Source organism: Corallococcus sp. NCSPR001 (assembly GCF_017309135.1).
In the GTDB taxonomy this organism is placed as follows: Bacteria; Myxococcota; Myxococcia; order Myxococcales; family Myxococcaceae; genus Corallococcus.
Genome location: NZ_JAFIMS010000002.1, coordinates 4,544,133 through 4,567,298, shown reverse-complemented (window position 1 = coordinate 4,567,298; position 23,166 = coordinate 4,544,133). Strand labels below are relative to the sequence as shown.

Below are 23,166 nucleotides of genomic sequence, written 5' to 3'. Positions count from 1 at the left end.
AGGCTTCCGCCTACACCTTCACGGTCTTCACCAACGGCAGCTCGCGCACACGCGTCCCCGTGAGCGCGAACACCGCGTTGGCCAGTGCCGGCGCTACCGGAGGCACTCCAGGCTCTCCCACGCCTCCGGGGCGGCCGTCGCTGGGGATGATGTCCACGTGGATGCGCCTGGGCGTCTCCGCGATGCGCGCCAGGCGGTAGTCGCGGAAGTTGCTCTCCACCGTGGCGCCGTCCTTCATCGTGATGGCGCCGTAGAGCCCCAGGCTCAGGCCGAACACCACCGCGCCCTCCATCTGCGCGCGAACCCGCTCCAGGTTCACGATGGTGCCCGCGTCCGCGACGATCCATGCCTCGTCCACCCGGATGCGCTCGTCCGCGTCCTTCACCACCGACACCACCACCGCCACGTACGTCAGGAAGCTGCGGTGCGCCGCCAACCCCAGCGCCCTGCCCTCCCGCTTGCGCTCGTCCCAACGCGACAGGCCCGTCACCCGCTCAATCACCCGGCGCAGCCGCGCCGTGTCCACCGGGTGCTCTTCAATGGACTGGCCGTAGTTCGGGATCTTCGCCACGCCCAGGTCCTTGGGCGTCACGATGCGCGAGGGCCCCAGCACCTCCAGCAACGTGTCTCGCGGATCCGTGCCGCGCTCGTGCGCCAGCTCGTCGATGAAACTCTGCACCGCGAACGCGTGGTAGATGTTCGCCACGGACCGCAGCCAGCCGATGCGCGTGTGCGCCCGCGCCTCGCAGTTCTCCATTCTGACGTCTGGGATTGCCAGCGGCAGGTCCACGATGCCCTGCCCCATCTCCCCGTCCCCCGCGAACGTCGCGTCGGAGAACGTCGAACCGATGGGCGGGAACGCGATCCGCTGGTGCCACGCCACCACCTTGCCGCTCGCGTCCAGGCCCGCCTCCAGCCGCTGCGCGCTCGTGGAGTGGTAGTAGTCGTGGCGCACGTCGTCCTCGCGCGTCCATTGCAGGCGCACCGGCGCGCCTACCGCCTTCGCGACGAGCGCCGCCTCCACCACGTAGTCCGGCTTCGACTTGCGGCCGAACCCTCCACCCAACAGCGTCACGTGCACCGTCACCTTCGACGGGTCCATGCCCAGCGCCTTCGCCACCTCGCTGCGCGCGGCCTGCGGGTTCTGCGTCGTGGCCCACACCTCGCAGGTGCCGTTCTCCACCTTGGCCACCGCCGCGGGGGGCTCCATGGGCGCGTGCGCCAGGTGCGGCGTGTTGTACGTGGCCTGCACCCGCTTCGCCGCCTTCGCCAGCGCGCCCTCCGCGTCGCCGACGTTGCGCACCACCTTGCCCGGCTTGCCGATCACCTCCAGCAGCTGCGCGCGGTAGGCCTCCGAGTCGTAGACGGCGTTGTCCCCGCCCTCCCACGTCACGTCCAGCGCCGCGCGGCCCTTCATCGCCGCCCAGGTGTTGTCCGCCACTACCGCCAGGCCTCCCAGCGGCTGGAACAGGAAGGGCTTCGTCGCCGCCGGCAGCTCCACCACCTGCCGCACGCCCGGCACCGCCAGCGTCTTCGTCGCGTCGTAGCGGGCCACCTTGCCTCCCGCCACCGGCGGACGCGCGATGACCGCCGTGCGCATCCCCGGCAACACGACGTCCGCGCCGAACACCGCGCGGCCCGTCACGATGTCCGGTCCGTCCAAGAGCGGCAATTCCTTGCCCAGGTGCTTGAGCTCGCTGCGCGGACGGAGCGTCACCGCTTCCTTCTTGGGGACCTTCAGCTTCGCCGCGTCACCGGCCAGCTCTCCGAACTTGAGCGTCCGCTGCGTGCCCTTGTGGAAGACGGCGTGGTCGCGCGCCTCGCACTCCGTGGGCGCCACCTTCCAGCGCTTCGCCGCCACGGCCACCAGCATCGTGCGCGCCGTCGCACCCGCGTAGCGCAGGTCGTCGAAGATCTTCCGCACGCTGCTGGAGCCGTCCGTGTTCTGGTCGCCGTAGGCCTCGTCGCCGTCGCCCTGGACCACCTTCACGTGGGCCATGTCCGCGCCCAGCTCGTCCGCGATGAGCACCGGCAGCGAGCTGCGCACGCCCTGCCCCATCTCCGAACGATGGCAGACGATGGTCACCACGCCGTCCGGCGCCACGTGCACGAAGACGTTGGCCCGGAGGCCATCCGTGGGCACCGCGGGCAGCGACGTTGGCATGGGCGCGGCGTGCGCCCTGGCGGGAAGGAACACCTCCAGCCCCAGGCCCGCGGCCACGAGTCCCATTCCCTCCAACACGGAGCGGCGCGACAGACGGATGCGCGTGTCTTGCATGGTGGCGGTCCTCACTCCGTCGGCAGTCCCGCCGCCTTCTTCACGGCGGTGCGGATGCGTGTGTACGTCCCGCAGCGGCAGAGGTTGCCCGCCAGCGATTGATCGATCTCCGCGTCGGTGGGCTTCGGCTTCTTCGCCAGCAGCGCCGCCGCCGTCATGATCTGCCCCGCCTGACAGAAGCCACACTGCGGCACCGCCAGATCCACCCACGCCTTCTGCAGCGGGTGCGAGCCGTCCGGAGACAGGCCTTCAATCGTCATCACCTCGCGGCCCTCCGCGCGGCGCACCGGCGTCACGCACGAGCGCACCGCCGCGCCGTCGATGTGCACCACGCACGCGCCGCAGAGCGCCTGGCCGCAGCCGTACTTCGTGCCCGTCAACGTCAGCACGTCGCGCAGCGCCCAGAGCAGCGGCATCTCCGGATCCACATCCAGCACGTGCTCGGTCCCATTCACTCGCAGACGGATGCTCACGGTCGGCTCTCCTCGCGCGGGCACTCCGCGCCGTCCTTTACCCACGCGGCCACCAGGGCCCCGAACTCCGCCTGCGTTCCCGGCGCCGGAACCCGGTCCGCCCCGGGCTTCCAGCCCCAGCCCACCAGCTCGTCATGCGCCGAGTGCTCGATCAACTCCGCCAGGCTCTTGCCGCCGTTGCGCGCCGGATCCTTCAACTGCTCGCACAGCGAACGGGGCGTGCGCCCCTCCCAGAACATCACCTTGGGCGCCAGGTGCCATTTGGGCGCGCCGGGGACCCGCGCCAGCTGCGCGTTGCGGTCCTGGTGGCAGGAGGTGCACTCCAGGCCGGGCACGCCCTGGTCCTCGGGGCCGCGGGCCACCGGCGGATCATGGACCTGGCTGTTCTCACCCTGGAGCGGACTGTCGCCCACGGGGTGGCAGTTGACGCAGCGGGGATGCAGCATCACCCGGCTCGCCTCCAGGAACAGCGCCCGCGAGCGCTCCTTCTTGTCGCCGATGCCCGCGAAGGCCTCCGGCGGCCGGAGCGCCTGTGGATTCTCGGGAGGCGGCACCACGCCTGGATGCGCCGCGCGGCCCGCGCATCCCGCGCTGAAGAGGAGCGCCAGCGACAGCCCCGCCGCTCCCGCGCCCAGCACGGCTCCCAGTGCCTTCGAGCGAAGATTCATCGTGCCCCGTCCATCCCTTCGGCCAGAGGTTCTCCAGCCTCACACACAGCGTCGCGAGGCCGGAGGGGCGATGCTGCCCTGGTCCTGCCCTCCCGGAGCCTTTCAAAAAGCCGCATGGCCTGTGAAGGTTTTCTTCAGAACGGACCCGATCCTGGGAGTGGGCGGCGCCGTCACGCTGCGTGAGGGACGGCGGCCTGCGTGAAGGCCACCAGTTCCTGGACGAACCGGGCGGGGTTCTCCCACTGGGGAAGATGCCCCGCGTGGGGCACGAACACCAGCTGGCTGCCGGGCAGCCGTGCATGGAACTTTCGCGCGGACGCCTCGCTCGTCCCAGGGCCGCGGTCCTGCTGGCCCCAGAGAAGCAACAGCGGGCCGCGAGGCGCCGCGAACTCACGGCTCGAGCCCATACACTCGAAGACGACCTCCGCGGGCCTTGGCATGCGTTCGCGGAAGAGCGGCGCGAGGAAGGCCGGCACGTCCGCGTCTCCCTTCGCGACGAAGGCCCGGTCGAGCATGCCCCGGGTGAAGGCCACGCGCCGGTACATCCCCAGCATCAGCGCACGCGCCGGGCGCCAGTGGCCCAACCGGATCATCCAGGCCGGGGGCGGCGCGGGCGGCGGCAGCCCGTTGACGATGATGACGCCCTGACAGCGCTCCGGATGCTGGCTCCCCAGGACCCACGCCACGCTGCCGCCGAACGAATTGCCCACGCACCACGCCGCTGGAATGCCCAGCGCGTCCAGCAGAGCCACCGACCACTGGCCATAGGCTTCGTAGGACCCGAGCGCCTCCCCCTCCACGAACCCCGGCAGCTCCGGCGCCACCACGCGGTAGTGCTCCGCGAGCAGCTCCCACGCGCGGGACCAGTGTCCGGGCGCGCTCCCCCATCCGCCGTGGATGAGCAGCAGCGGAGGACCGTCTCCTCCGACGTACACGGTGGCGGGACGGCCGTTCACGTCCACCTGCCGTCGTTCGATGCGATGTGCTTCCGGCATGGCCTCCTCCTGTTTCATGCGTCGGGTTCAGGGGTCTCCGCCGTAATCCATGGGCCCGGTGCTGGGGCGGAAGCGGTCGGCCATCACGGAGAGCACGCGCACGCAGGCGTCGATGTCCTCGCGGTCCAGCTCCGCCGCCACCTCGCGCAGCTTCACGGACTCGCGCGCGCGGATGCCTTCGATGACCGCCCGGCCCTGGGGCGTCAGGGTGAACAGCGAGGAGCGGCGATGCGCCGGGTTGGGGAGCGGTGCCAGGAGCCCCGCCTCGCGCCCGGTGTTCACCAGCCGCAGGACGAACTGGCGCCCCAGCTCCATGCCCCGCGACAGCTGCGGCACCGTCTGCGGTCCGTGCAGGAACAGCCGGTCCAACACCGCCCGCATGCCCACCGTCACGCCAGTACCGGCGAGCTGATCCTCCACCGCCTTCAGCAGATACCGGTGCAGCGGACGCACGAACAGCATGACGTCGTAGAGGGCGTCCTCGTCACGCTTCGCCGCTGCCTTGCCGCCTTGCCGGGCCAATTGACACCTCAGGCGTCAATTTGACACCTCAGGCGTCAATTTGACGCCTGAGGCGTCAAATCGCAAGCCATTGTGCCTGGGTGACACGGGCCGCGGCCGGGATTGACGGAATGTCTTTCAGGGCGCGGGGGGGCTTCGCGCAAGTGCGCGAAATCGCGTGGGCGGGGCGTTGGAACGCGGTGTGTATTGGGAAGCGCGCAAGGAGATAGCCCGCCATGCGCCAGAGCCCCGCGTCGTCCGTGTTCTCCCTCACCCGCCTCTTCGTCGAGCAGTGTGCCCGCTGGAGACTGCGCGAGGAGGTCATCGCGTTCATCCTCGAGTTCGGCACTCCCGCCCGGGCGTGTGGTGCCACCCACCTCACCGTGCACGAGCGCGACCTGCCGGTGTCGCTGCGCGACTCGTCCCTGGCGCGGCAGGCGCGCGGGTGGATCCTCATCCTCAACGACGAGGACCGGCTCCTCACCTGCTACCGCCGTCAGGACGCCTCGCGCTTCCTCAAGCAGAAGTCCAAGCGCCGCCCCGCGGGCGTGACGCGGGGCTGCGACGACTTCCTGCGCGGCCTCCAGTTCGCTCCGGCCTGAATCAGTCGAGCCCCGTCTTGCCCACGGCCCAGTAGGCCTTCACCTTCGGCGTGGCGCGATCACCGTCGCCGCGCAGCCGCGAGCGCAGGGCCTGGATGGACTGCGCCCGGCCTGTCATCACCAGCGTCGCGCCGGGCTTCTCACGCAGCGCTTCGCGCAGCCGTTCGTAGACCTGCGCCAGGTGCGCGTCGCCTGCCGTGCGCTCCACGTCGTGGCCCTCGAAGCCCAGCTCGCGCAGCGCGGGCGCGCAGTCCTCGCGGTGTGTCACCTCGAAGATGGGGGTGACATTGCGCTTCGCTCCGGTGCGGAACGCGTGCGCGACCGCGAAGGACGTTTCGTCACCGAAGAGCACCACCGGCGCGTCGCCGGACTCCAGCGTCACCGAGCGCCGGGGGCCGAAGAGCTGAACCGTGTCTCCGGTGCGCACGTCGCGGCCCCACTTCGCTCCGGGGCTGTCGCCGTGCAGGTACACCAGGAAGGCCGTGGCGCCGCGCGCCTCGTCCCACGACAGCGGCGTGTACGTGCGCATGCCCAGCCCGGGCAGGAACACCTGCACCTTGTCGCCGGGAGCCCATCCCTGCCCCCGCAGCGCGGGCCCTTCACAGTCAATCTGTCGAAAGGCGCGTGACAGTTCGCGCACCTGGGTCACCTTCGCTTCGGTGAAGAGAAAACGGCCCAGCATGCTTCCGAGCATGGCCTTGGCGTTTGCCATTGGAGCCTCCGTTCAGGCGTCCATACGCCTCCTGCACGCGCACGGCTCGTGAAGTTGTGTGAAGGCGTCCTCACCTTGCAGGGCAGAGACCCCCACGAAAGGAACCGGACATGGCCCCCTGGCATCCCCGGGTGCGCTGGCTTCGGACCGGCACCGCTGTCCTTGCCATCCTGGCCGCCAGCGGCTGCGCGATGGGCCCGGAGGAATTCGGGCCACAGGTGACCTCCAGCTCGACGCCCCTGGACAACCCCATGTCCCAGTTCCGGGAGGTGCTGGCGCCCTACGGCACGTGGATGAACCTGCCGGACGTCGGCTGGGTGTGGCGGCCGGACCCAGCCGAGGTGGGCGCGGATTTCACCCCGTATTCCACCGACGGCCGGTGGGCTTCCAGCGATTGGGGATGGACCTTCGAGAGCGACTCGGAGTGGGGCTGGGCGCCCTTCCACTACGGCCGGTGGTTCACCACGCCAACGGAAGGTTGGGTGTGGTGGCCAGACAATGAGTGGGCTCCTGCCTGGGTGGACTGGCGTTGGGGAAATGGCTTCGTTGGCTGGCAGCCCCTCGCGCCGCCGGGCATCAGCACCGGACTGAGCTGGACGTTCGTGAGCGCGAACAACTTCGTGCAGCCCGACGTGGGGTCACATCTCCTCCCGGAGGCACAGGTCCAGGAGCTGATGCGACAGACGCAGCCCGTGGGCGAGCACGTGGTGGCTCGCGAGGGGTACTGGAACCGGGGGCCGGAGCCGGAGGAGGTCGCTCGGGCCACCGGCCAGGAGGTGCCGCGCGCAAAGCCGATGACGCCCCCCACGGGGCAGCCGCCTCGCGCGTCCGCCGCGAGCGCGGAGCCCAAGGCGCATGAAGCCTCCGCGTCTACGCCGGCTGGAGGAAGCGCCCATCGACCAGATGGTCGATGACCTCGCGAGCGGAGTGCGGATCCAGCCGCTCCTTCGTGCCCAGGTGTGACACCGCGCTGGAGACGGTGGTGGGCTTGTCGAAGGCGGCCAGGGCGGCGAGGAGGATGGCGCCGTCCTCGCCTTGGGTCAACGTGGGGTCGGTGAACTTGCGTGGGCTGACGGACGGCGCGCAGCTCAGGGTGATGCCGTCCACCGAGCGCAGGACCGTCACCGGTTCCTTCGCCAGCTTCGCGGGCGCGCGGTGGCTGCCCAGCCAGTCTCCCAGCGTGAAGCGCTTCGTCGAGGGCGCGGTGTTCTTGAGCCGCGTGCGGCCGTGGAGGTCCACGCGCTTCCTCGTGTCCCGGTGCTTCCAGGCCAGTTCGTCCACCCGGTCGGAGTTGCGCTGCACCGCGGCCTCCAGCTCCTGGTCCTTGAAGCGGATCATCGGCACGGACACGTCACCGGGTTCGCGGCGCTCGAAGTAGTCGAGGAACTCCGCGAACGTCTTCGCCTCCGTCACCATGTCGAAGCGCGCGGGATGCTCCGTGACGAGCGCCCCGGGCTGCGCCTCCAGCCGCTGGTAGCCCACCACGCAGTCCAGGCCGATGATGCGCTCCACCAACCGCAGCTCCTCCGCGAGCCGCTCCCGGTTCATGAACGGGAGTCCTCCGATGCCGGAGATTTCAACCTCCACGTTCGGATGGCGGCGGACGGACTCGATGACATCCAGCAGCTCGCGGTCCTTCGCGCAGGGCTTGAGCAGGCCCTTGGACATCTGCTCCAGGCGCTGCTGTTCGGAGAAGCAGCCGATGTCGATGACCATGTAGATGCGCTGGAAGGTCTCCGCCAGCGCCGCGACCAGTTCCACGCGCGGCACGCCCCAGAGGAAGTACGTGCAGCAGTGGCGCGACAGGTCCACGCCCGCCCAGGTGCTCCCCAAGAACTCCGCCGTGCTGCCCGCGAAGTCGTAGCGCATCTGCCAGGTCCGGCTGGCGATCTCTTGGTGATCCCGGCGCACGTTCTCCTCGGCGCGCAGGAACGGCTTCGCGCGGCCGAAGTCCGCCTTCTGATTGCCTCGCGCGCCGCCGCAATAGAGGCAGTTCTCGCCGCAGCCCTTGCCGGGCGCGACCCAGCCGGAGAAGGAGTGCGCGTCCATCTGGCTGAGGAAGATCTCGTTGAAGTGCGAGTAGTAGAGGTCCTGGGTGTTGGTGGAGCGCTGCACGTACGCCAGCGGAAGCCTGCGGGGACGGCCGTCCGGATGCCGCGTCACGACGTTGGGCGGGGCTTCCTCTCCATTGCAGAGCGCCAGGAGGGGGGCTTCTCCATCGCCCAGGATGACGTGGTCGATGCAGTCATAGCCGCTCAACTCCTTCCACCAGTACGACGCGGAGTTGCCACCCACGACGATGCGGATGGACGGATCGATCTTCCGGATGGTCCGCGCGATGAGCAGCGCGCGGTCCACGTGGTGGAACCACTTCAGGCTGATGCCGATGAGCTTCGGGCGAACGCGGGCGATGAGGCGCTCGAAGGACTGGGTCACCTCGCCCGCGCTCTCGTCCCCGTCCCACAGCCGCACGAAGGCTTCAATCCCGCCGCGCCGCAGGTAGCTCGCCAGGTAGAGGATGCCGCACGTGGCTTCGCCCGTTCCGGCACCGACGAGGAGGACTGGCGAAAGGGCACGACCACTGCTCATGGGACGACCACCGGCCTGAGAGGGAGACAGGGCCAAGGTATAGGCGAATCAGGGCAGGCCCCGCGTGGATTCGTCGCCTCCCCTCCTCCCAGGCTGCCGGCCCGCTCCCTGGACGGCCCCTCTCCACGGTAGTGTCCGCTCCTCATGCCCCCCCTGGAGAATCGCCCGCTGGTGGCGCGGCCCTGCCCCCATCCTCGCGGCTCTCAGCCTGGGATGTGCCAGCGTCGCGATGGACACGGAGACGAATTGCATTCAGCGACACCCAGGGTTCCCAGAGGCATGTGGACTCACCACCTCCGAAGCGGCGGTCATCATGGCAGCGGGTATCGGAGCCACCGGTACCCACGCCAGCTCCGAGGCGGACGATTACGTGGATGATCCACGCCTGCCCGCGTGGAAGAACAGGTGCTTGCGAAACTGGAACGCCTGCGTGGACGGTCGATTCGCGGGGCCCTGCACCGATTGTCTGCGCAGATGCGAAGGGCAACACGATTGGCCTCTTGATATGTGCCGCCCATCCAAACCGAAGCGGTGAGAACCGAATGAGCACACCCGACTGGAGCCCGTTCCGCGCCCTTGCACGGCGCGTCCTTCGCGAGGGAGCGCCGCTGACAATGAGTGACGAGGTGCGCACCCTCATGCTGCGCACCGCGGAGGAAGTCTCAATCACGGATGCAGAGGCCATCTTGCGCACCCGCGATGGAGCGCTGGCGCTGGTGCGCGAAGCCGAGCGGCGCATCGCCGAGGGCTCGAACCGCCTGACGGACGCGCTGCATCGGATGTGGAGTTTCCAGCGGCAAGGCGACTTCGACAGCGCGCGCCAGCAGATGCGTGACGTGCTCGCCGTCGAAGTCGTCCCCTACTACCGCGAGCTCGCCTTGGAACAACTCTCCGGCATGTCTGACGAGCCGTGACGGCCAGGGTGCGGCGCCTGTCACTCCAGAAGTTCGGACAGGTTCGCGGCGCGAAGCGAGGCCTGGATCTCCGCGTCCTGCTTCTCCTCGGTGGTGAGGAATCGTTTCATGGGCGGTCGTTGAACCGGCTCGAGCCTGCCGGTTCACGACCGCGAACACCACCCGTCTCCGATGGCTTCCGCCCCCGCCTGCGGCGACGCCGCTTCTGTGCGGTGCCTCCGGGCTGTCCACCCAACGTCCGCAGCACCTGCGCGCGGACGCCTCCGTCCAATCGCAGCTGCTGCATGAGCGCCTGCACCTGCTTCGCCCCCTGCGGGCCGCGCAATCCCTCTCCCAGCCGTTCGACGATGTCGATGCGCAGCGCCACCGGCCCGATGATCTCGTAGCCGAAGGACCGCGCGCTCCGGCCGGCCAGCGCGGAGACGTTCAGCGCCGGCTCCTGGGGGATGCCCTGCGGACACGCCGCCTGCTGGAACAGCGCCGTCAACATGGCCCTCCGCTCCAGCGCCTGGGGCGACAGGGCCTGGGTGACGTAGAGGTACCGCTGGCCCTCGTGGACGCCCTGCGCCTTCAGCCGCTCCCGTGACTCCTCGTCCAGGAGCCGCCACTGCTCGCGCGCCTCCGCCTGGGAGATGACGCCCAGCCCTTCCGCCAACTGGTAGGCCACGGCGCGCGTCGCCGGTGAGCGGCTCGCGCTCGTGAAGGACTCCGCGGGAAAGCCTCCCATGGCCTCCGTGACCAGGTCCCTGGCCAGCGCCACCAACCGGCGCTCCAATCGCTGACGCGCGCCGCCCGTCCACACCTCCGGCTCCGCCAACGCCAACTGCGGCGAGCGCCGGTCGCGCCCCCGCACCAGCCGGGCCAGCGGCTGCGCCTCGAAGGAGATGCGCCCCGCCGCGTCCACTTCAAACGCGTCGTGCGTCGCGTCCACCACGCGCTGGACGAACTGCTCCTCCGTCATCACCACGCCTTCCGCGCCCGGCACCTCCGTCAGCAACTGCCCCAGCTTGGCGAACGGACTGTCGGAGGCACCGGACTGCGACTGCGTGCTGGCCCTCACGAAGCGGCGCGCGCTCCTCCTCGCCGCCCGCTGGACGAAGCGCTCCACCAGCCGCTCATGTAGCGCATCCCCCAGCGCGTCCTCGATGCGGCGCGTGCGCTCCTGCCAGTCCTCCGCGTCGTTCAGCCAGCCCGGACGATGGCTGATGTACGTCCAGATGCGGATGGCCGCGAGCCGGTCCATCAGCGTGTGGATGTCTCCCGACGCATCATCCAGCGGCGACACCTGCCGGCCCAACCAGGTGGGGTCCAGCTTCCCGTCCCCAGCCGTCAGCTGGAGGAACGTCTCACGCAGCAACGCGACGTGCTGTCCAAAGAGCCCCTTGCGGAAGTCCGGCACCTGGCAGACCTGCCACAACAGCTCCACGGAGGCCTTGTCGGAGGTGAGCTCGCGGATGGCGGGCACCGCGGACAGCCCCTTGAGCGCGTCGAAGTCGTCCGCGCGCTCCACCCGGACGAAGGCGCTGTCACGCGGCGCCCGCGACAATGAATCCAGCAGCGCCTCCGGACTGGAGAAGTCTAGCGAGGAGTTGCGCCAGACGAGGCTGCGCACCGCCGGGAAGCGGTGGGATTCGATGGCGGAGACGATGCGCGGCGGCAGCTCCGGCAGCGTGTTCAGCGCGCCGAAGCTCCCGTCGTTGAGGTGACGCCCCGCGCGGCCGGCGATCTGCGCCAGCTCGTCCGGATACAGGTCGCGCTGTTCCGCGCCGTCGTACTTGGAGAGCGTCGCGAAGGCCACGTGGTTGAGGTCCAGGTTCAACCCCATGCCAATGGCATCCGTGGCCACGAGGTACTGGACCTCGCCGGACTGATACATGGCCACCTGCGCGTTGCGCGTCCGGGGCGACAGCGCGCCCAGCACCACCGCCACCCCGCCCCGGAGGCGGCGCAGCGATTCGGCCAGCTCGTAGACGCGGTCCGCGGAGAACGCGACCACCGCGGAGCGCGGCGGCAGGCTCTTCAGCGAGCGGCGCCCGGCGTAGCGCAGCTGCGACAGGCGCGTGGCGCGCTTCAAGGACACGTGCGGAATCAGCGCGGACACCATGGGACGCATCGTGTCCGCGCCCAGGAACCAGGTCTCCTTGCGCCCGCGCGCGTGCAGCAGCCGGTCCGTGAAGACGTGCCCACGCTCCCGATGCGCGGCGAGCTGGATTTCATCCACCGCGAGGAAGTCCACCTCCCGGTCGGTTGGCATCGCCTCCACGGTGCAGATCCAGTAGTCGGGCCGGGGCGGGACGCGCTTCTCCTCGCCCGTCATCAGCGCGACCCGGCCCTCGCCCACCTTCGCGGTCACCCGGTCGTAGACCTCACGGGCGAGCAGGCGGAGCGGCAGTCCGATGATGCCGGAGTCGTGCTCGAGCATCCGTTCGATGGCGCGGTAGGTCTTCCCGGTGTTCGTGGGCCCCAGCTCCGCCACGACGACGGACGGCCGGCTGGATGGGCTCGAGCTCATTGGCGAAGACTAACCCCGAACCCCCTCCTCCGCCCTGGAGGCCGCGGGGGGTGTTCGCGACCAACGTCCCTGCCCGCGCCCGGCGTGGAGGCAGGCGTCGCAGGGCGGGACGGACAGGCGCGGCGCCCCTGGCACGCGGGGGCAGGTGGGATGGACGGCGCTGCCCGGGCCCCCCAGCTTCCGGACACGCAGCCGCCCGAGGGCAATTCCATGGCCGACATGCATTCGCAGCCATCCACCACCGAGCCGGGCGACCCGGGAGAGCTGGGGGTCCGCCTCACGCTGCTCAACGCCGCGCTGGCGACCAAGGTCGTCAGCGTGCGCCGCTACACGCGCCATGCCCTGCTGGCCGCGGGCGCTTGCCACGACGCGATGAAGGCCGCGTTCGGCCTGCACGCCCGCGACGAGCAGGACCACGCGATCAGGCTCGCCGAGCGCATCCAGCAGCTGGGCGGCAGGCCGGACTTCAACCTTGGAGGGCTCATGTCCAGCGGTGACACCCAGGACGACGAGGGACGGACGCTGGTGGAGCTGCTGCGCGAGAACCTGGAGGCGGAGCGCGTCGCCATCGCGTCGTACCGCGACCTCATCCCCTACTTCGCGGTCCGCGATCCCATCACGCGGCGGCTGCTGGAGGAGCTCCTCGACGAGGAGGAGGCCCACGCCAACGCCCTGCACGCGCTCTTGAAGCCTTGAGACCCCGGCCCGGTGGGTTCCTCGGGCGGGTCCCGAACGGACCCGCCGGGCCGAGGTTCCTCAGGTGCCCGGCGACATCCGCGCGTCGCGGTAGCGCACCATCCGCTTGAGCGATGGATCCCACAGGTTCAGCCGCAGGCACCCCACGATGTCCTTCAGCGTGAGCGTGGTGACGTGCGGGCCCTGGAGTTCCGGGATGGACGCCATCGCCTCCGGCAGCCGGTAGAACGGGATGCGCGGGTTGAGGTGGTGCACGTGGTGGTAGCCGATGTTGCCCGTGAACCACTCCATCACCGGCCCGAAGCGCATGTAGCTGCTCGCCTCCAGCGCCGCGTCCGCGTGGTTCCACGACGGCTCCGGCAGGATGGCCACGTCGTCGAAGTTGTGCTGCGCGTAGAACAGGTACGTGCCCAGCGCGTACGCGGCGATGAGCGGCCCCACGAAGGCGCTGAGATAGACGCCCAGGCCGAAGAAGTGCCAGACGGCCGCGGACAGGGCCACGTGCACGGCCAGCGCGAGCCCGGACGTCCAGTAGCGCTTCGGGTTCTTCACGAACGGCTGGAGGCACAGGCTGTAGAGGAACGCGGTGAAGTACCCGAGCATCAACGTCACCGGGTGGCGCTCCACCACGTAGCCCAGGCGCTGCGCCCCGGTGGCCTTGCGCCATTGGTCCGTGGTCCAGGTGACGAAGGTGCCCGCCGAGTCCGCCGCGATGCGCGCGGTGTTGGCGTGGTGATGGTTGTGCGTGTCATTCCAGATGCGCGCGGGCGTGAGCGTGAGCAGCCCCTGCACCTGGAAGAGCGCCTTGGCCCACCGGGACTTCGGCAGGAGCGCCCCGTGCATCGCGTCGTGGAAGAGGATGAAGCAGCGGATGAGCACCAGCGCTTCGATGAGGCCGCCCACGATGCGCAGGGGCCACCAGGGCGCGGCCGCCGCCAGCACCACCGCGCCCACGAGCGCGGCATAGGTGGAGCCGAGCGCCCAGAGGGAGCGCGCGGTGTCCTGGGCCGCGAAGGGACGCGTGCGGGCAATGAGGTCCTTGCTCGATGGCGGCGGGGTTCGTTCCATGGGGATGCGTTGTCCCATCCCCATGTCATGGCCGGGTCAGCGCTTCACACACGCGCGCCGTGGGCCCTTCGCGTCATGGATGACGCGCAAGGCCGTGTGTCAGCGCTTCTTGCGCCAGGCGCGGAGCTCCGCCTTCTTCTGCTTGCCCACTTCATCCAGCCGGGCCTGCCAGGCTTCGCGGTGGGGGCGCAGGGCCTCCGCCACGGCGCGGGCCACCACCAGGTTGCGGTACCACTTGGCGTCCGACGGAACCAGGTGCCAGGGCGCCTGCTGGGTGGACGTGCGAGCGAAGACGTCCTCATAGGCGCGCGTGTAGTCCGCCCAGTGCTTGCGGTCCTCCCAGTCACCCGCGGCGATCTTCCACGCCTTGCGAGGCTCCTGTTCGCGCGCCAGCAGCCGCTGCTCCTGCTCCTCCTGGCTGATGTGGAGGAAGAACTTGAGGACGAGGGTGCCGTGCTCGGCGAGCAGGGTCTCGAAGTCGCGGATGTGCTGGTAGCGCGACCGCCAGAGCTTCTCCGGGACCAGGTTGTTCACCCGCGCCACGAGCACGTCCTCATAGTGGGAGCGGTTGAAGATGGAGAACTCGCCCTGGCGCGGGGCCTTGAGGTGCACGCGCCAGAGGAAGTCGTGCTCCCGCTCCTCCGTGCTGGGCACGCCGAAGGACGTCACGCTCACGCCGCGCGGATTGAGGCTGCCCACCACGTGCTTGATGGTGCCGTCCTTGCCGGCGGTGTCGCGCCCCTGCAGGACGATGAGGACGGAGTTCATCTTCGCGCCCCACAGCAGGTCTTGAAGGTCGAACAGCTCCTCGCCCAGCGCGGCGAACTCCTCCTTGGCCGCCTCCTTGTCCTCCTTCTTGGGAGGCGTCGTGGCGATGCGCTCCAGCTTCACCTTCGCGCCCTGCTTGTCGTTGCGGATGATGTCCATGGTCCTCTTCGCTCCTGGTATGGGCGGCAGCGTGCCTGGAGCGAAGGCGGATTCACACCGTTCCGAGCCAGGACGGCGGCAGAACGTCCGAGTCGAACCTTTCGAGGACGATCCGGCACAGGGTGTGGCGGCTGGACAGCTCCTGGAGCCACTGCCGGTAGCGCGCCGTCTCGTCCTGTGGCGCGGCCAGGAACCATGTCAGCCGCTCGGCCGCGTCCAGCACCGCCGCGAGCGTCTGGGGATCATGCCCCTTCAAGGACATGAAGCGGGCCACCACCAACACCCTGTTGAGTGCGTAGAGGGCATGGCCTCGCTTGCGCTCCTGAATCACGTGTCTCCTCCGGGGTCCTGCGGGGAAAGTGCGAAGGCGCCCAAGCACCAATCGCGCCAGTCCTCCCGCGCCGCCGCGCCTCCTCCCACGGCGTCCGGAACGCGAAAGCAGGCGAGCGGTCCAGATTCCAGAATCCGATTCTTGAATCCAGACAAGACATCCCGCCAGGTTGCCCTGCGAGCACCCCGAATCCAGTCACACTCCAGCAATTCGTGCCATTTGCGGGGAATGGGTGAGCCACGCCGCGCTCGGCATTGCGCTTGCTTTGCCCGGCGTCCGCACCCCACCGCGAATCCTGCCCTGAACGAAAGTCCAACACAGACATCTGGGCAGCAATCAATTCCTCACAACCCCCCATCTCGCCCGTCCAGCTTTCGACCCGCCACATCGCGAGAGCCAGATGAACCGGACCCCCATGTTCCTGCCGAACCGTCTGCGTCTGTTGTCCACCCTGGCGCTGCTGCCCTCCCTGGCCAGCGCCGCCTCGACCCCTGTTCCCTCGTTCGACCTGGAGCGGCTGAGCCTCAACCCCACGTCGCGCGCCGCGCTGGGCACGGCGGCGGGCGGCCTGCGCGAGCCCGGTGAGCTGCGCCTGTCCCTGGCGGCGCACTACGAGCGCTCGCCGCTCACGCTCTTCCGCGATGGTGAGCGGATGGAGTCGCTCGTCGGGTCGCGCACGCAGGTGCAGCTGGCGGGCACCTATACGGTGAGCAAGCGGTTCGAGGTGGGCGCCATCCTCCCGCTGATGGCCCACCAGGGCACGAACGGGTTCTCCGACGCGGGCATGACGTCTCCTTCTTCGTGGGGGCTGGGAACGCCGGTGCTGCAGGGCCGGCTGGGGCTGCTGGATGAGGCGTCCGCGCCGGTGTCGCTGGCGGCGGAGCTGGCGGTGGGCCTGCCCGTGGGCAACAAGGATTCGCTCCAGGGCAGCGGCGGCTGGGACGTGACACCGCGCGTGTCCGCGGGCCGCACGGTGGGGCCGGTGGTGCTGGGCCTGGAGGCAGGCATCCGGCTTCGCAACCGCACGGCGGTGGGCTCGAACGCGGTCGGCTCGGAGCTGCCCTGGGCGGCCACCGTGGCCACCACGGGGCACAAGCTGCGCGGCGAGCTGGGATTGCGCTCCGCGGTGCCGCTGACGGACAGCCCGGTGCCCATGGAGCTCCTGGCGGGCGGCCGCTACACGCTGGGGTCCCGCATGGAGGTGTTCGCGCTGGGCGGCCCCGGTCTGGGCACCGCGCCGGGCACGCCCGCCTTTCGCGTGATGGCCGGCCTGTCCGTCTCCGCGCTCCAGGCGGTCCAGCCGATGATGCGTCCCCGCGTCGCCGAGGCCCCCGCCCCTGCTCCCGCTCCCGCTCCGGTGGTGGCCGCCGTGGCGCCGGAGCCGGCGCCGGTGGCGCCTCCGGTGGCAATGGTGGACGTGTGCGCCCCGAACCAGAGCCATTCGCTGGAGCAGTGCCCGGACCTGGATGACGACAACGACGGCGTGGCCAACGCCAAGGACCACTGCCCGGTGGACCCCGAGGACCGCGACGGCTTCCTCGACGAGGACGGCTGCCCGGAGGTGGACAACGACGGCGACGCGGTGGCGGACATGGTGGACAACTGCCCGATGGTGGCGGGCCCCGCGGCGAACCAGGGATGCCCGGCGAAGCAGAAGCAGCTGGTGGTCATCACCCAGGACCGGCTGGAGATCCGCGAGAAGGTCTACTTCGCCTCCGGCAAGGCGCGTGTGCTGCCGCGTTCGTTCCCGCTGCTGGAGCAGGTGGCGAAGGTGCTCGTCAACCACCCGGAGCTGAAGCACATCCTGGTGGAGGGCCACACCGACTCGCGCGGCCGTCCGGAGACCAACCGGACGCTGTCCCAGCAGCGCGCCTCCGCGGTCGTCCAGCAGTTGGAGACGCGCGGCGTCCCGGCGGATCGGCTGATGGCCGCCGGCCGTGGCCCCGACGCCCCCGTCGCCTCCAACGACACCGCCTCCGGCCGTGAGCTCAACCGGCGCGTGGAGTTCCACATCGAGTCCGCGCCCGCCGCCGGCCAGGCCTCGCGCGACTGATCCGCCGTCCAATCCCTCTCATCCTCCCCTTTCGCCGCACCCTCCTCTCTTCCGGAACCTCCCATGTCGACCTCTTCCTATCGCCTCCTCGTGGGGGCCCTGGCCGCGCTTTGCCTGAATGCCCGTGCGACCGCCGAGGCCTCGCCTGTCTCCAACACCGTGTCCCCGCGCCAGCTGGCCGCGGCGCTCCCCGACGCGACTCCCGCGGCGCCCGTCATCCTGACGCCCACGCTGGGGCTGATCTTGAACACCGCGCTGCCGTTCTACAGCGGCACCGCGGAGGCCGGCGCGAAGGTGACGCTCAGCCTGGACGGGAAGATCGCCGCGACGGTGACGGCGGACGTGAATGGCCGCTGGAGCTACACGCCGGGGCTGCTGGAGCTGCTGTCCAACGGCGTTCACACGCTGGTGGCGGTGAGCACCAACGTCGCGGGCCAGACGGGCCCCGCGGCCAGCGTGCAGTTCAGCATCCTGGCGCTGGGGCCGGAGACGGTCATCCTCAGCGGCCCGGCGCTCTCCACCGCGCAGCAGCAGGCGCGCTTCACGTTCGCGTCGTCGGCGCTGCTGGTGTCGTACCAGTGCGCGCTGGACAGCGACACGTTCGTGGCGTGTGACAACCCGCGCGACTACACGAACCTGGCCGAAGGCGCGCACCGGTTCCAGGTGCGCTCCAAGGACTTGCTCGGGCTGCTGACGGACACCACGCCGGCCACGTACTCGTGGACGGTGGACCTCACGCCACCGAAGACGACCTTCACGTCCACGCCGCCGGCCTACAGCAACGCTCCGATTTCGGCGCTCGCCTTCAAGTCCTCGGAGACGCCGTCCACGTTCACCTGCTCGCTGGACAGCGGCCCCGTCCTGCCGTGCGCGTCGCCGTACCTGACGCTCCTGCTGGCGGATGGGCCGCACACGCTGGCGGTGCGCGCCCGGGACGCCGCGGGCAACCAGGAGACGGAGCCCACGACGTTCAGCTGGACGGTGGACACGGTGGCGCCGGCGATTCCGCGGGTGACGTCGCTGACGCCGGGCGCGACGGTGGCCGTCTCGCCCGCGGAGGTGAGCGGCCGGGGTGAGCCCGGGTCGGTGGTGCAGCTGATGGTCGACGGCGTGACGGTGGGCACGGCGGAGGTGGATGTCGCGGGCCAGTGGACGGTCGCGCTGCCGGGCACGCTGGTGGACGGGGTGCACCTGCTGACGGCGTCGGCCAAGGACGCGGCGGGCAACGTCAGCCTGCCCGTGACGGTGTCCTTCACGCTGGACAGCACGGGGGCGGACACGCGCATCGTGTCGGGCCCGCCGCTGTTCAGCGCCAGCACCAGTGCCACCTTCGGCTTCACGTCGGAGAACGCGGGCGCCACGTTCCGGTGCAACCTGGACTCGCTGCTGCCGACGTCCTGCGCCAACCCGGCGCTGTACCAGGACCTGCGTGATGGCGTGCACGTGTTCAGCGTGTTCGCCGTCGCGCCCAACGGCCTGCCGGACCTGACGCCGGCCGTGCACACCTGGACGGTGGACACGGTGGCGCCGGTGGTCTCGCTGGTGACGTCGCCACCGGAGGTGCTGGCCGGAACGGTGGCCTCGTTCGGCTTCGACTCGAATGAAGCGCTGGCCACGTTCCAGTGCAGCGTGGATGGGTTCGAGTTCCAGGACTGCCTGGCGAACATCACGCTGGAGAACCTGCTGCCCGGGACGCACACGATCCAGGTCCGCGCGGTGGACGCGGCGGGCAACATCGGCGTCGCGGTGAGCTACACGTGGGAGATGACCCAGGCCGGCGGTGGCACGGGCGGTGGCACCGGCACGGATGGCGGTACGGGCACCGGCGGTAACACCGATGGTGGCACGGGCACGGATGCGGGCACCGGCACGGGCACGGATGGCGGCACGGGCACCGGCACCGGCACGGATGCGGGCACGGGCACCGGCGGCACCACGGACCCGGGCCCGGGCACCGGCGGCAACACGGGGAACGGCTCGGACGCGGGCACCGGCACGGGCGGCACCACGGACCCGGGCACCGGCGGTGGCCAGACTCCGGACGACTCCGGAGTGATCGGCGGCACGCCCGACGACGAGCTGCTTGGCGGCGGCCTGGGCTGCGGCGCCACGTCCCCTGCTCCGGCGATGTGGGCCGGCGCGCTGCTCGCGGGCCTGATGGCGCGCGCCCGCCGCCGCAAGTCCTGAGCGTCACCCTTCGCTAAATCACACCGCACGGGGCGGTCCATCGTGCCGCCCGGTGCCTGCCTTCACTCCAACTTACGTTCGAGCCGAATGCCCTTCTCTTCTGATCAACGTTTCCGCGCGCACCTCGTTGACGCCTCCGTCGCCACCCTGCTCATCCCGGTCCTCGTGAGCCTCCTGTGGGTCGCGTTCCGGGTGACCGACCACATCCCCTCGGACAGCTCCGCCACGCAGCTCATGGTGATCCGCGCGGCCGTGCGCACGCCCTTCGTCTTCTGCCTGACGTGCGTCTTCTTCCGCGCCTTCACCGCCTGGGAGGATGTCTTCAAGCAACTGGCCCGGGGACTCCAGGTGCGGACGTTCGAGCAGCGACAGGACTGGCTCCGGAAGGACTGACGTCCCCCCGCGCGCCTTCGCGGTGACACGAAGCGGGGCGCGCGGTGTTCCCCTCCCATCGCGGCAACCGGGAGGGGAACACATGGCAGGGCATCGATTCATCGCGAGCACCCTGGGCGCCTTCGCGCTCGCCGGGCTCGCTGGCTGCACCGACACCGCGGCCTCCGTGGAGGCCACCGCCGAGCCCGCGACGTCCCAGGCGGAGCTGGCGTCCGTGGCGCAGGCGGTCGCTGGCAGGAAGCACTTCCAGGAGGCCCTGCCCGGCACCAACGGGCGCTCCTGCGCGACGTGCCACGTCCTCGCGGACAACACCGCGCTCACCCCTGAGCACGTGGAGTCCCTCTGGGCGAGCAACCCCGCGGATCCGCTGTTCAACCGCATCGACGCGGATGACCCCACCGCCCCCGTGCCCACCTACGAGCACCTGAAGAAGGGCTTGGTGCGCGTGGTGCTCCCGCTCCCCGCGAACATGGACGTCATCGACGTGCAGGGGAACGTCATCACCGCCCCGGACCGCAAGGTGTCCGTCTGGCGCGCCGTGCCGAGCATCGCCGACACCGGCTTCTCCGGTCCCTTCCAGTTCGACGGCCGCGAAACCGACCTCGTCACCCAGGCCCAGAGCGCCGTCACCAGCCACAGCGAGGGCGGCACGGTGGCGCCGGCCGTGCTCCAGCGCATCGCCGCGTTCGAGCGCAGCGTGTTCAGCTCTCCGCGCGCCCGCTTCGTGTCGGAGCTATTGGAGCGCGGCTGGCCGCTGAGCATCATCCCGGATCCGGACGCCCTGCTCCTGCTCGACGCGTCCGAGCGGCGCGGCCGTGACGTCTACAACCTGGCCTGCGAGGCCTGCCACGGCGACCGCACGCGCAACCGCATCGTGAACCGCGCCACGCACGACGCGCTCTTCTACGCGCTCAAGCCCGACGGCAACATCCAGTACACCGTCACGCCCGGAGGCACGCCCGAACCCGTGCGCGTGCCCCGCCCCCACAGCGAGTTCCTCAACGCCGGCTACGCGTACATGACCTACCTGGGCCAGCGCGGCGTCGTGCCCCTCTTCAACACGTCCGTCGACTTCCCCCAGTACCGCTTCCGCTTCTACACGGACGGCACGCGCCAGCACGCCCTCACGGACCTGCCTCCCATCCCCGTCACCGCGAGCGGCGACCCGGATGACATCAACCCCGCGCTGGATGAGAACGGCGCGCCCATCGTGGGCCCCGCGCTCGCGGCGCAGTGGTCCTCCACCGACCCCGGACGCGCGCTGATCAGCGGCGACCCCGCGGAGTTCGAAGCCTTCGACGTGCCGTCCCTGCGAGGCATTGCCCGCACCGCGCCGTACTTCCACGACAACAGCCACGCCACGCTCGCGGAGACGGTGGACACCTACAGCCGCTTCATCCTCCCGGGAATCCCGTCCGTGGGCGCGCCGCCGGTGCACCCGCCCGAGTTCCCGGGCGGGCCGCCGGAGTCCCTCGGCCCCGCGCAGAAGAAGGACCTGCTGCGCTTCCTCCAGCGGATGTGAACGCGGGCGCTCAACGCCGCCACTCCAGCTCCGGCGCCGGCACCCGGGGCGGAGGTGGCAGGAAGGTGTGCGCGAGTCCCCGCAGGCCCCGCGCGAAGAACTCCTCGCGGATCCACTGGGACAGCGCCGCCGCCTCGCCCTCGTGGCCGGGCGCCAGCCGGAAGGTCGCGTGCCACTCCACGAAGGTCTGCCCGGTCGCCGTCACCGGCGTCACCCGCAGCTTCGCCACGAAGTCGCGCACGGGCAGCGGGCCCTCCAACATCTCGTACGCATAGCTGCGCGCGTTCGAGTCGTACGCCAACCGCGCCTCCAGGTACACCTCACCGTCCCGTGTGGTGAACCGGCGCAGGGGGCCGGAGTCGGGACGCGTCACCCGCTCGCTGGAGACGACGCCCGGGTGCCAGCGCGGAAGGCTGTCAAAGCCTCCCACGCGGTCCCAGACCACGTCCGCGGGTGCCTGGATGAGCTGACTCGCATAGGCCTCGGCCATCGGTGCCTCACGTCGTTCGTGCATGGACATGTTCGAAATGGGGCGCCTCAGGCCGCGCTGCCCTGGAAGCTCTCGTAAAGCCATACAGTCAACGGACCCGATCCCCCACCGCATCGCATCGCATTCATGCCGCCCCCCATGTCAGGCATTGAGGCGCGTGATGTGGAGCAAGGGCAGCGGAGTCGGAATCGTCCAAAAGGGCTGTTGTAAGCGCGCCGCATCCCGGGTCAGTCTGCGTGTGGCCCCGCGATCACCAGCCCACCTGGGGGGACTCGCCCTCCAGGGCATGGGCTGGCGGGATGTGAAGCATTGTCCCGGCATGGCTGTTGAAGGCGCATGGCGCATGCCCCTTGCCGAGGAGATGCCCGATGACCTCCGCTTCCATCACCGAGTACGAAACGCGTCTCTACTGGCAGGGAGACCGGGGCGCGGTGCTGACGAGCGACCGTGCGCCCCCCGTTCCGATTGGCCGTCCGCTGTGCGGCCAGCAGGTCGGGCCCGGCGATGGACGGTGGGACCCGGAGGCGCTGCTGGTGGGCGCGGTGGAGGGGCGCACGCTGCACGCGTTCCTGGACGGAGCCCGGGAGGCGGGCGTGGACGTGCTCTTCTACCAGAGCTCCGCCACGGCCCGGCTGGTGAGCGGGGGTCCTGAAGAGGCCGCCCACTTCACCGACCTCATCGTCCGGCCGCACGTCGCGGTGGCCAGCCCGAGGGAGGCGGAGGACGCGCGCCAGGTCTTCGCGAGGCTCCCTGCGCGCTGCTTCCCAAGCTCCATGCTCCAGCTCACCCCGCGCATCGAGCCGGTGGTGGAGGTCTGGGCCCACGCCCGTCGCGAGGACGCCACCGCGGCTGTCGAAAACCACGCAGCCGAGCCTCAAGAGGTGGTCCCGGCGGTTCCCTGGGAGAGCGGCATGCGCAGTGTGGAAGCACATGCCGACGAATCCACAGACGAATCCGCCCACGAAGCCGGTGAAGGAGCCGGGACCGAAGCCCACGCCTGAGATTGATCCGCCCCGGCCGCCCACGCCGGAGAAGGATCCACCGCCGGGCGAGCCCCAGCGCCGGGAACCGCCTCCGCCCCAGCAGGACCCGGAGGTGGAGCCGGGCATCCAGGACCCACCGGCGCATGACCCCAACCATCCGGGGCCTCCGAACATCATCGCGTAGGCACCAGCCCACCGCGAGGCGGGAGGGGGCCTGCCCGCCTCGTGGATTTCCACAATCCAGACGCACCTGGAGTCCACGCCCATTCACC

22 protein-coding genes are annotated in these 23,166 nt (G+C 70.3%); 10 read left to right on the top strand and 12 right to left on the bottom strand.

Going from position 1 to position 23,166, the window contains the following annotated elements:
- Positions 1-10 precede the first annotated feature (10 nt).
- The 5 genes from JYJ93_RS20685 to JYJ93_RS20665 all read right to left on the bottom strand — a co-directional run bounded on the left by JYJ93_RS20685 (position 11) and on the right by JYJ93_RS20665 (position 4,936).
- Entirely contained in the window at positions 11-2,278 is a 2,268-nt protein-coding gene (locus JYJ93_RS20685; protein WP_206793832.1) for a molybdopterin cofactor-binding domain-containing protein, read from the bottom strand.
- 11 nt (positions 2,279-2,289) lie between these two features.
- Positions 2,290-2,751: a (2Fe-2S)-binding protein gene (locus JYJ93_RS20680; protein WP_120523719.1), complete on the bottom strand. Its 462-nt coding sequence runs from the start codon at positions 2,749-2,751 to the stop codon at positions 2,290-2,292.
- Positions 2,748-3,419, bottom strand: coding sequence for an Isoquinoline 1-oxidoreductase subunit (locus JYJ93_RS20675; protein WP_206793831.1), 672 nt, complete (start codon positions 3,417-3,419; stop codon positions 2,748-2,750). The genes JYJ93_RS20680 and JYJ93_RS20675 overlap by 4 nt, the downstream gene beginning before the upstream one ends.
- A gap of 170 nt (positions 3,420-3,589) precedes the next feature.
- Entirely contained in the window at positions 3,590-4,414 is an 825-nt protein-coding gene (locus tag JYJ93_RS20670; RefSeq protein WP_206793829.1) for an alpha/beta hydrolase, read from the bottom strand.
- A gap of 27 nt (positions 4,415-4,441) precedes the next feature.
- Complete coding sequence (locus JYJ93_RS20665) at positions 4,442-4,936, bottom strand: hypothetical protein (protein ID WP_206793827.1); 495 nt, start codon at positions 4,934-4,936, stop codon at positions 4,442-4,444.
- Between the two features lie 215 nt (positions 4,937-5,151).
- Between JYJ93_RS20665 and JYJ93_RS20660 the strand changes: the two genes are divergently transcribed.
- Complete coding sequence (locus tag JYJ93_RS20660; protein ID WP_206793826.1) at positions 5,152-5,517, top strand: hypothetical protein; 366 nt, start codon at positions 5,152-5,154, stop codon at positions 5,515-5,517.
- A 1-nt stretch (position 5,518) separates the two neighbouring features.
- On the opposite strand, the gene JYJ93_RS20655 is transcribed toward JYJ93_RS20660, so the two are convergent.
- Entirely contained in the window at positions 5,519-6,229 is a 711-nt protein-coding gene (locus tag JYJ93_RS20655) for a siderophore-interacting protein (RefSeq protein ID WP_206793824.1), read from the bottom strand.
- Between the two features lie 110 nt (positions 6,230-6,339).
- Here JYJ93_RS20655 and JYJ93_RS20650 point away from each other — a divergent pair, with 110 nt between their 5' ends.
- Positions 6,340-7,143 carry a DUF6600 domain-containing protein gene (locus tag JYJ93_RS20650; RefSeq protein ID WP_206793822.1) on the top strand — a complete coding sequence of 268 codons (804 nt, stop codon included), beginning with the start codon at positions 6,340-6,342 and terminating at the stop codon, positions 7,141-7,143.
- Here the strand turns inward: JYJ93_RS20650 and JYJ93_RS20645 are convergent.
- Positions 7,100-8,818, bottom strand: a complete 1,719-nt coding sequence (locus tag JYJ93_RS20645) for a cobalamin-dependent protein (protein WP_206793820.1) — start codon at positions 8,816-8,818, stop codon at positions 7,100-7,102. The genes JYJ93_RS20650 and JYJ93_RS20645 overlap by 44 nt on opposite strands.
- Positions 8,819-9,360: 542 nt before the next feature.
- On the opposite strand from JYJ93_RS20645, the gene JYJ93_RS20640 reads away from it, so the two are divergent.
- Entirely contained in the window at positions 9,361-9,732 is a 372-nt protein-coding gene (locus tag JYJ93_RS20640; protein WP_206793818.1) for a DUSAM domain-containing protein, read from the top strand.
- A gap of 106 nt (positions 9,733-9,838) precedes the next feature.
- Here JYJ93_RS20640 and JYJ93_RS20635 read toward each other — a convergent pair whose 3' ends face one another.
- Positions 9,839-12,244 (bottom strand): helicase-related protein, encoded by a 2,406-nt coding sequence (locus tag JYJ93_RS20635; protein WP_206793816.1) that lies wholly within the window; start codon positions 12,242-12,244, stop codon positions 9,839-9,841.
- A gap of 210 nt (positions 12,245-12,454) precedes the next feature.
- On the opposite strand from JYJ93_RS20635, the gene JYJ93_RS20630 reads away from it, so the two are divergent.
- The gene (locus JYJ93_RS20630; RefSeq protein WP_206793814.1) at positions 12,455-12,940 is read left to right on the top strand and encodes a DUF892 family protein; all 486 of its coding nucleotides are present in this window, start codon (positions 12,455-12,457) and stop codon (positions 12,938-12,940) included.
- Positions 12,941-13,000: 60 nt separating this feature from the next.
- On the opposite strand, the gene JYJ93_RS20625 is transcribed toward JYJ93_RS20630, so the two are convergent.
- The 3 genes from JYJ93_RS20625 to JYJ93_RS20615 form a co-directional block, all read right to left on the bottom strand.
- On the bottom strand, positions 13,001-14,008 hold the full coding sequence (locus JYJ93_RS20625; protein ID WP_206793811.1) for a fatty acid desaturase: 1,008 nt from the start codon (positions 14,006-14,008) through the stop codon (positions 13,001-13,003).
- Between the two features lie 99 nt (positions 14,009-14,107).
- Positions 14,108-14,935: a PPK2 family polyphosphate kinase gene (locus JYJ93_RS20620; RefSeq protein WP_206793810.1), complete on the bottom strand. Its 828-nt coding sequence runs from the start codon at positions 14,933-14,935 to the stop codon at positions 14,108-14,110.
- 52 nt (positions 14,936-14,987) lie between these two features.
- Positions 14,988-15,266, bottom strand: a complete 279-nt coding sequence (locus JYJ93_RS20615) for a hypothetical protein (protein WP_206793808.1) — start codon at positions 15,264-15,266, stop codon at positions 14,988-14,990.
- A 415-nt stretch (positions 15,267-15,681) separates the two neighbouring features.
- Between JYJ93_RS20615 and JYJ93_RS20610 the strand changes: the two genes are divergently transcribed.
- The 4 genes from JYJ93_RS20610 (at position 15,682) to JYJ93_RS20595 (ending at position 21,421) form a co-directional block, all read left to right on the top strand.
- On the top strand, positions 15,682-17,319 hold the full coding sequence (locus tag JYJ93_RS20610) for an OmpA family protein (protein ID WP_206793806.1): 1,638 nt from the start codon (positions 15,682-15,684) through the stop codon (positions 17,317-17,319).
- A 63-nt stretch (positions 17,320-17,382) separates the two neighbouring features.
- Positions 17,383-19,506 carry an Ig-like domain-containing protein gene (locus tag JYJ93_RS20605; RefSeq protein WP_206793804.1) on the top strand — a complete coding sequence of 708 codons (2,124 nt, stop codon included), beginning with the start codon at positions 17,383-17,385 and terminating at the stop codon, positions 19,504-19,506.
- Positions 19,507-19,593: 87 nt separating this feature from the next.
- Positions 19,594-19,899 carry a hypothetical protein gene (locus JYJ93_RS20600; RefSeq protein WP_206793802.1) on the top strand — a complete coding sequence of 102 codons (306 nt, stop codon included), beginning with the start codon at positions 19,594-19,596 and terminating at the stop codon, positions 19,897-19,899.
- An 82-nt stretch (positions 19,900-19,981) separates the two neighbouring features.
- Positions 19,982-21,421, top strand: coding sequence for a cytochrome c peroxidase (locus JYJ93_RS20595; protein WP_206793800.1), 1,440 nt, complete (start codon positions 19,982-19,984; stop codon positions 21,419-21,421).
- Between the two features lie 10 nt (positions 21,422-21,431).
- Here the strand turns inward: JYJ93_RS20595 and JYJ93_RS20590 are convergent, their stop codons facing one another.
- A complete protein-coding gene (locus JYJ93_RS20590) occupies positions 21,432-21,935 on the bottom strand; it encodes an SRPBCC family protein (RefSeq protein ID WP_206793798.1) in 504 nt (167 codons plus the stop codon).
- 344 nt (positions 21,936-22,279) lie between these two features.
- On the opposite strand from JYJ93_RS20590, the gene JYJ93_RS20585 reads away from it, so the two are divergent.
- Complete coding sequence (locus JYJ93_RS20585) at positions 22,280-22,912, top strand: hypothetical protein (RefSeq protein ID WP_206793796.1); 633 nt, start codon at positions 22,280-22,282, stop codon at positions 22,910-22,912.
- The gene (locus JYJ93_RS20580) at positions 22,842-23,078 is read left to right on the top strand and encodes a hypothetical protein (RefSeq protein WP_206793794.1); all 237 of its coding nucleotides are present in this window, start codon (positions 22,842-22,844) and stop codon (positions 23,076-23,078) included. Before JYJ93_RS20585 ends, JYJ93_RS20580 begins: the two co-directional genes overlap by 71 nt.
- Positions 23,079-23,166 lie beyond the last annotated feature (88 nt).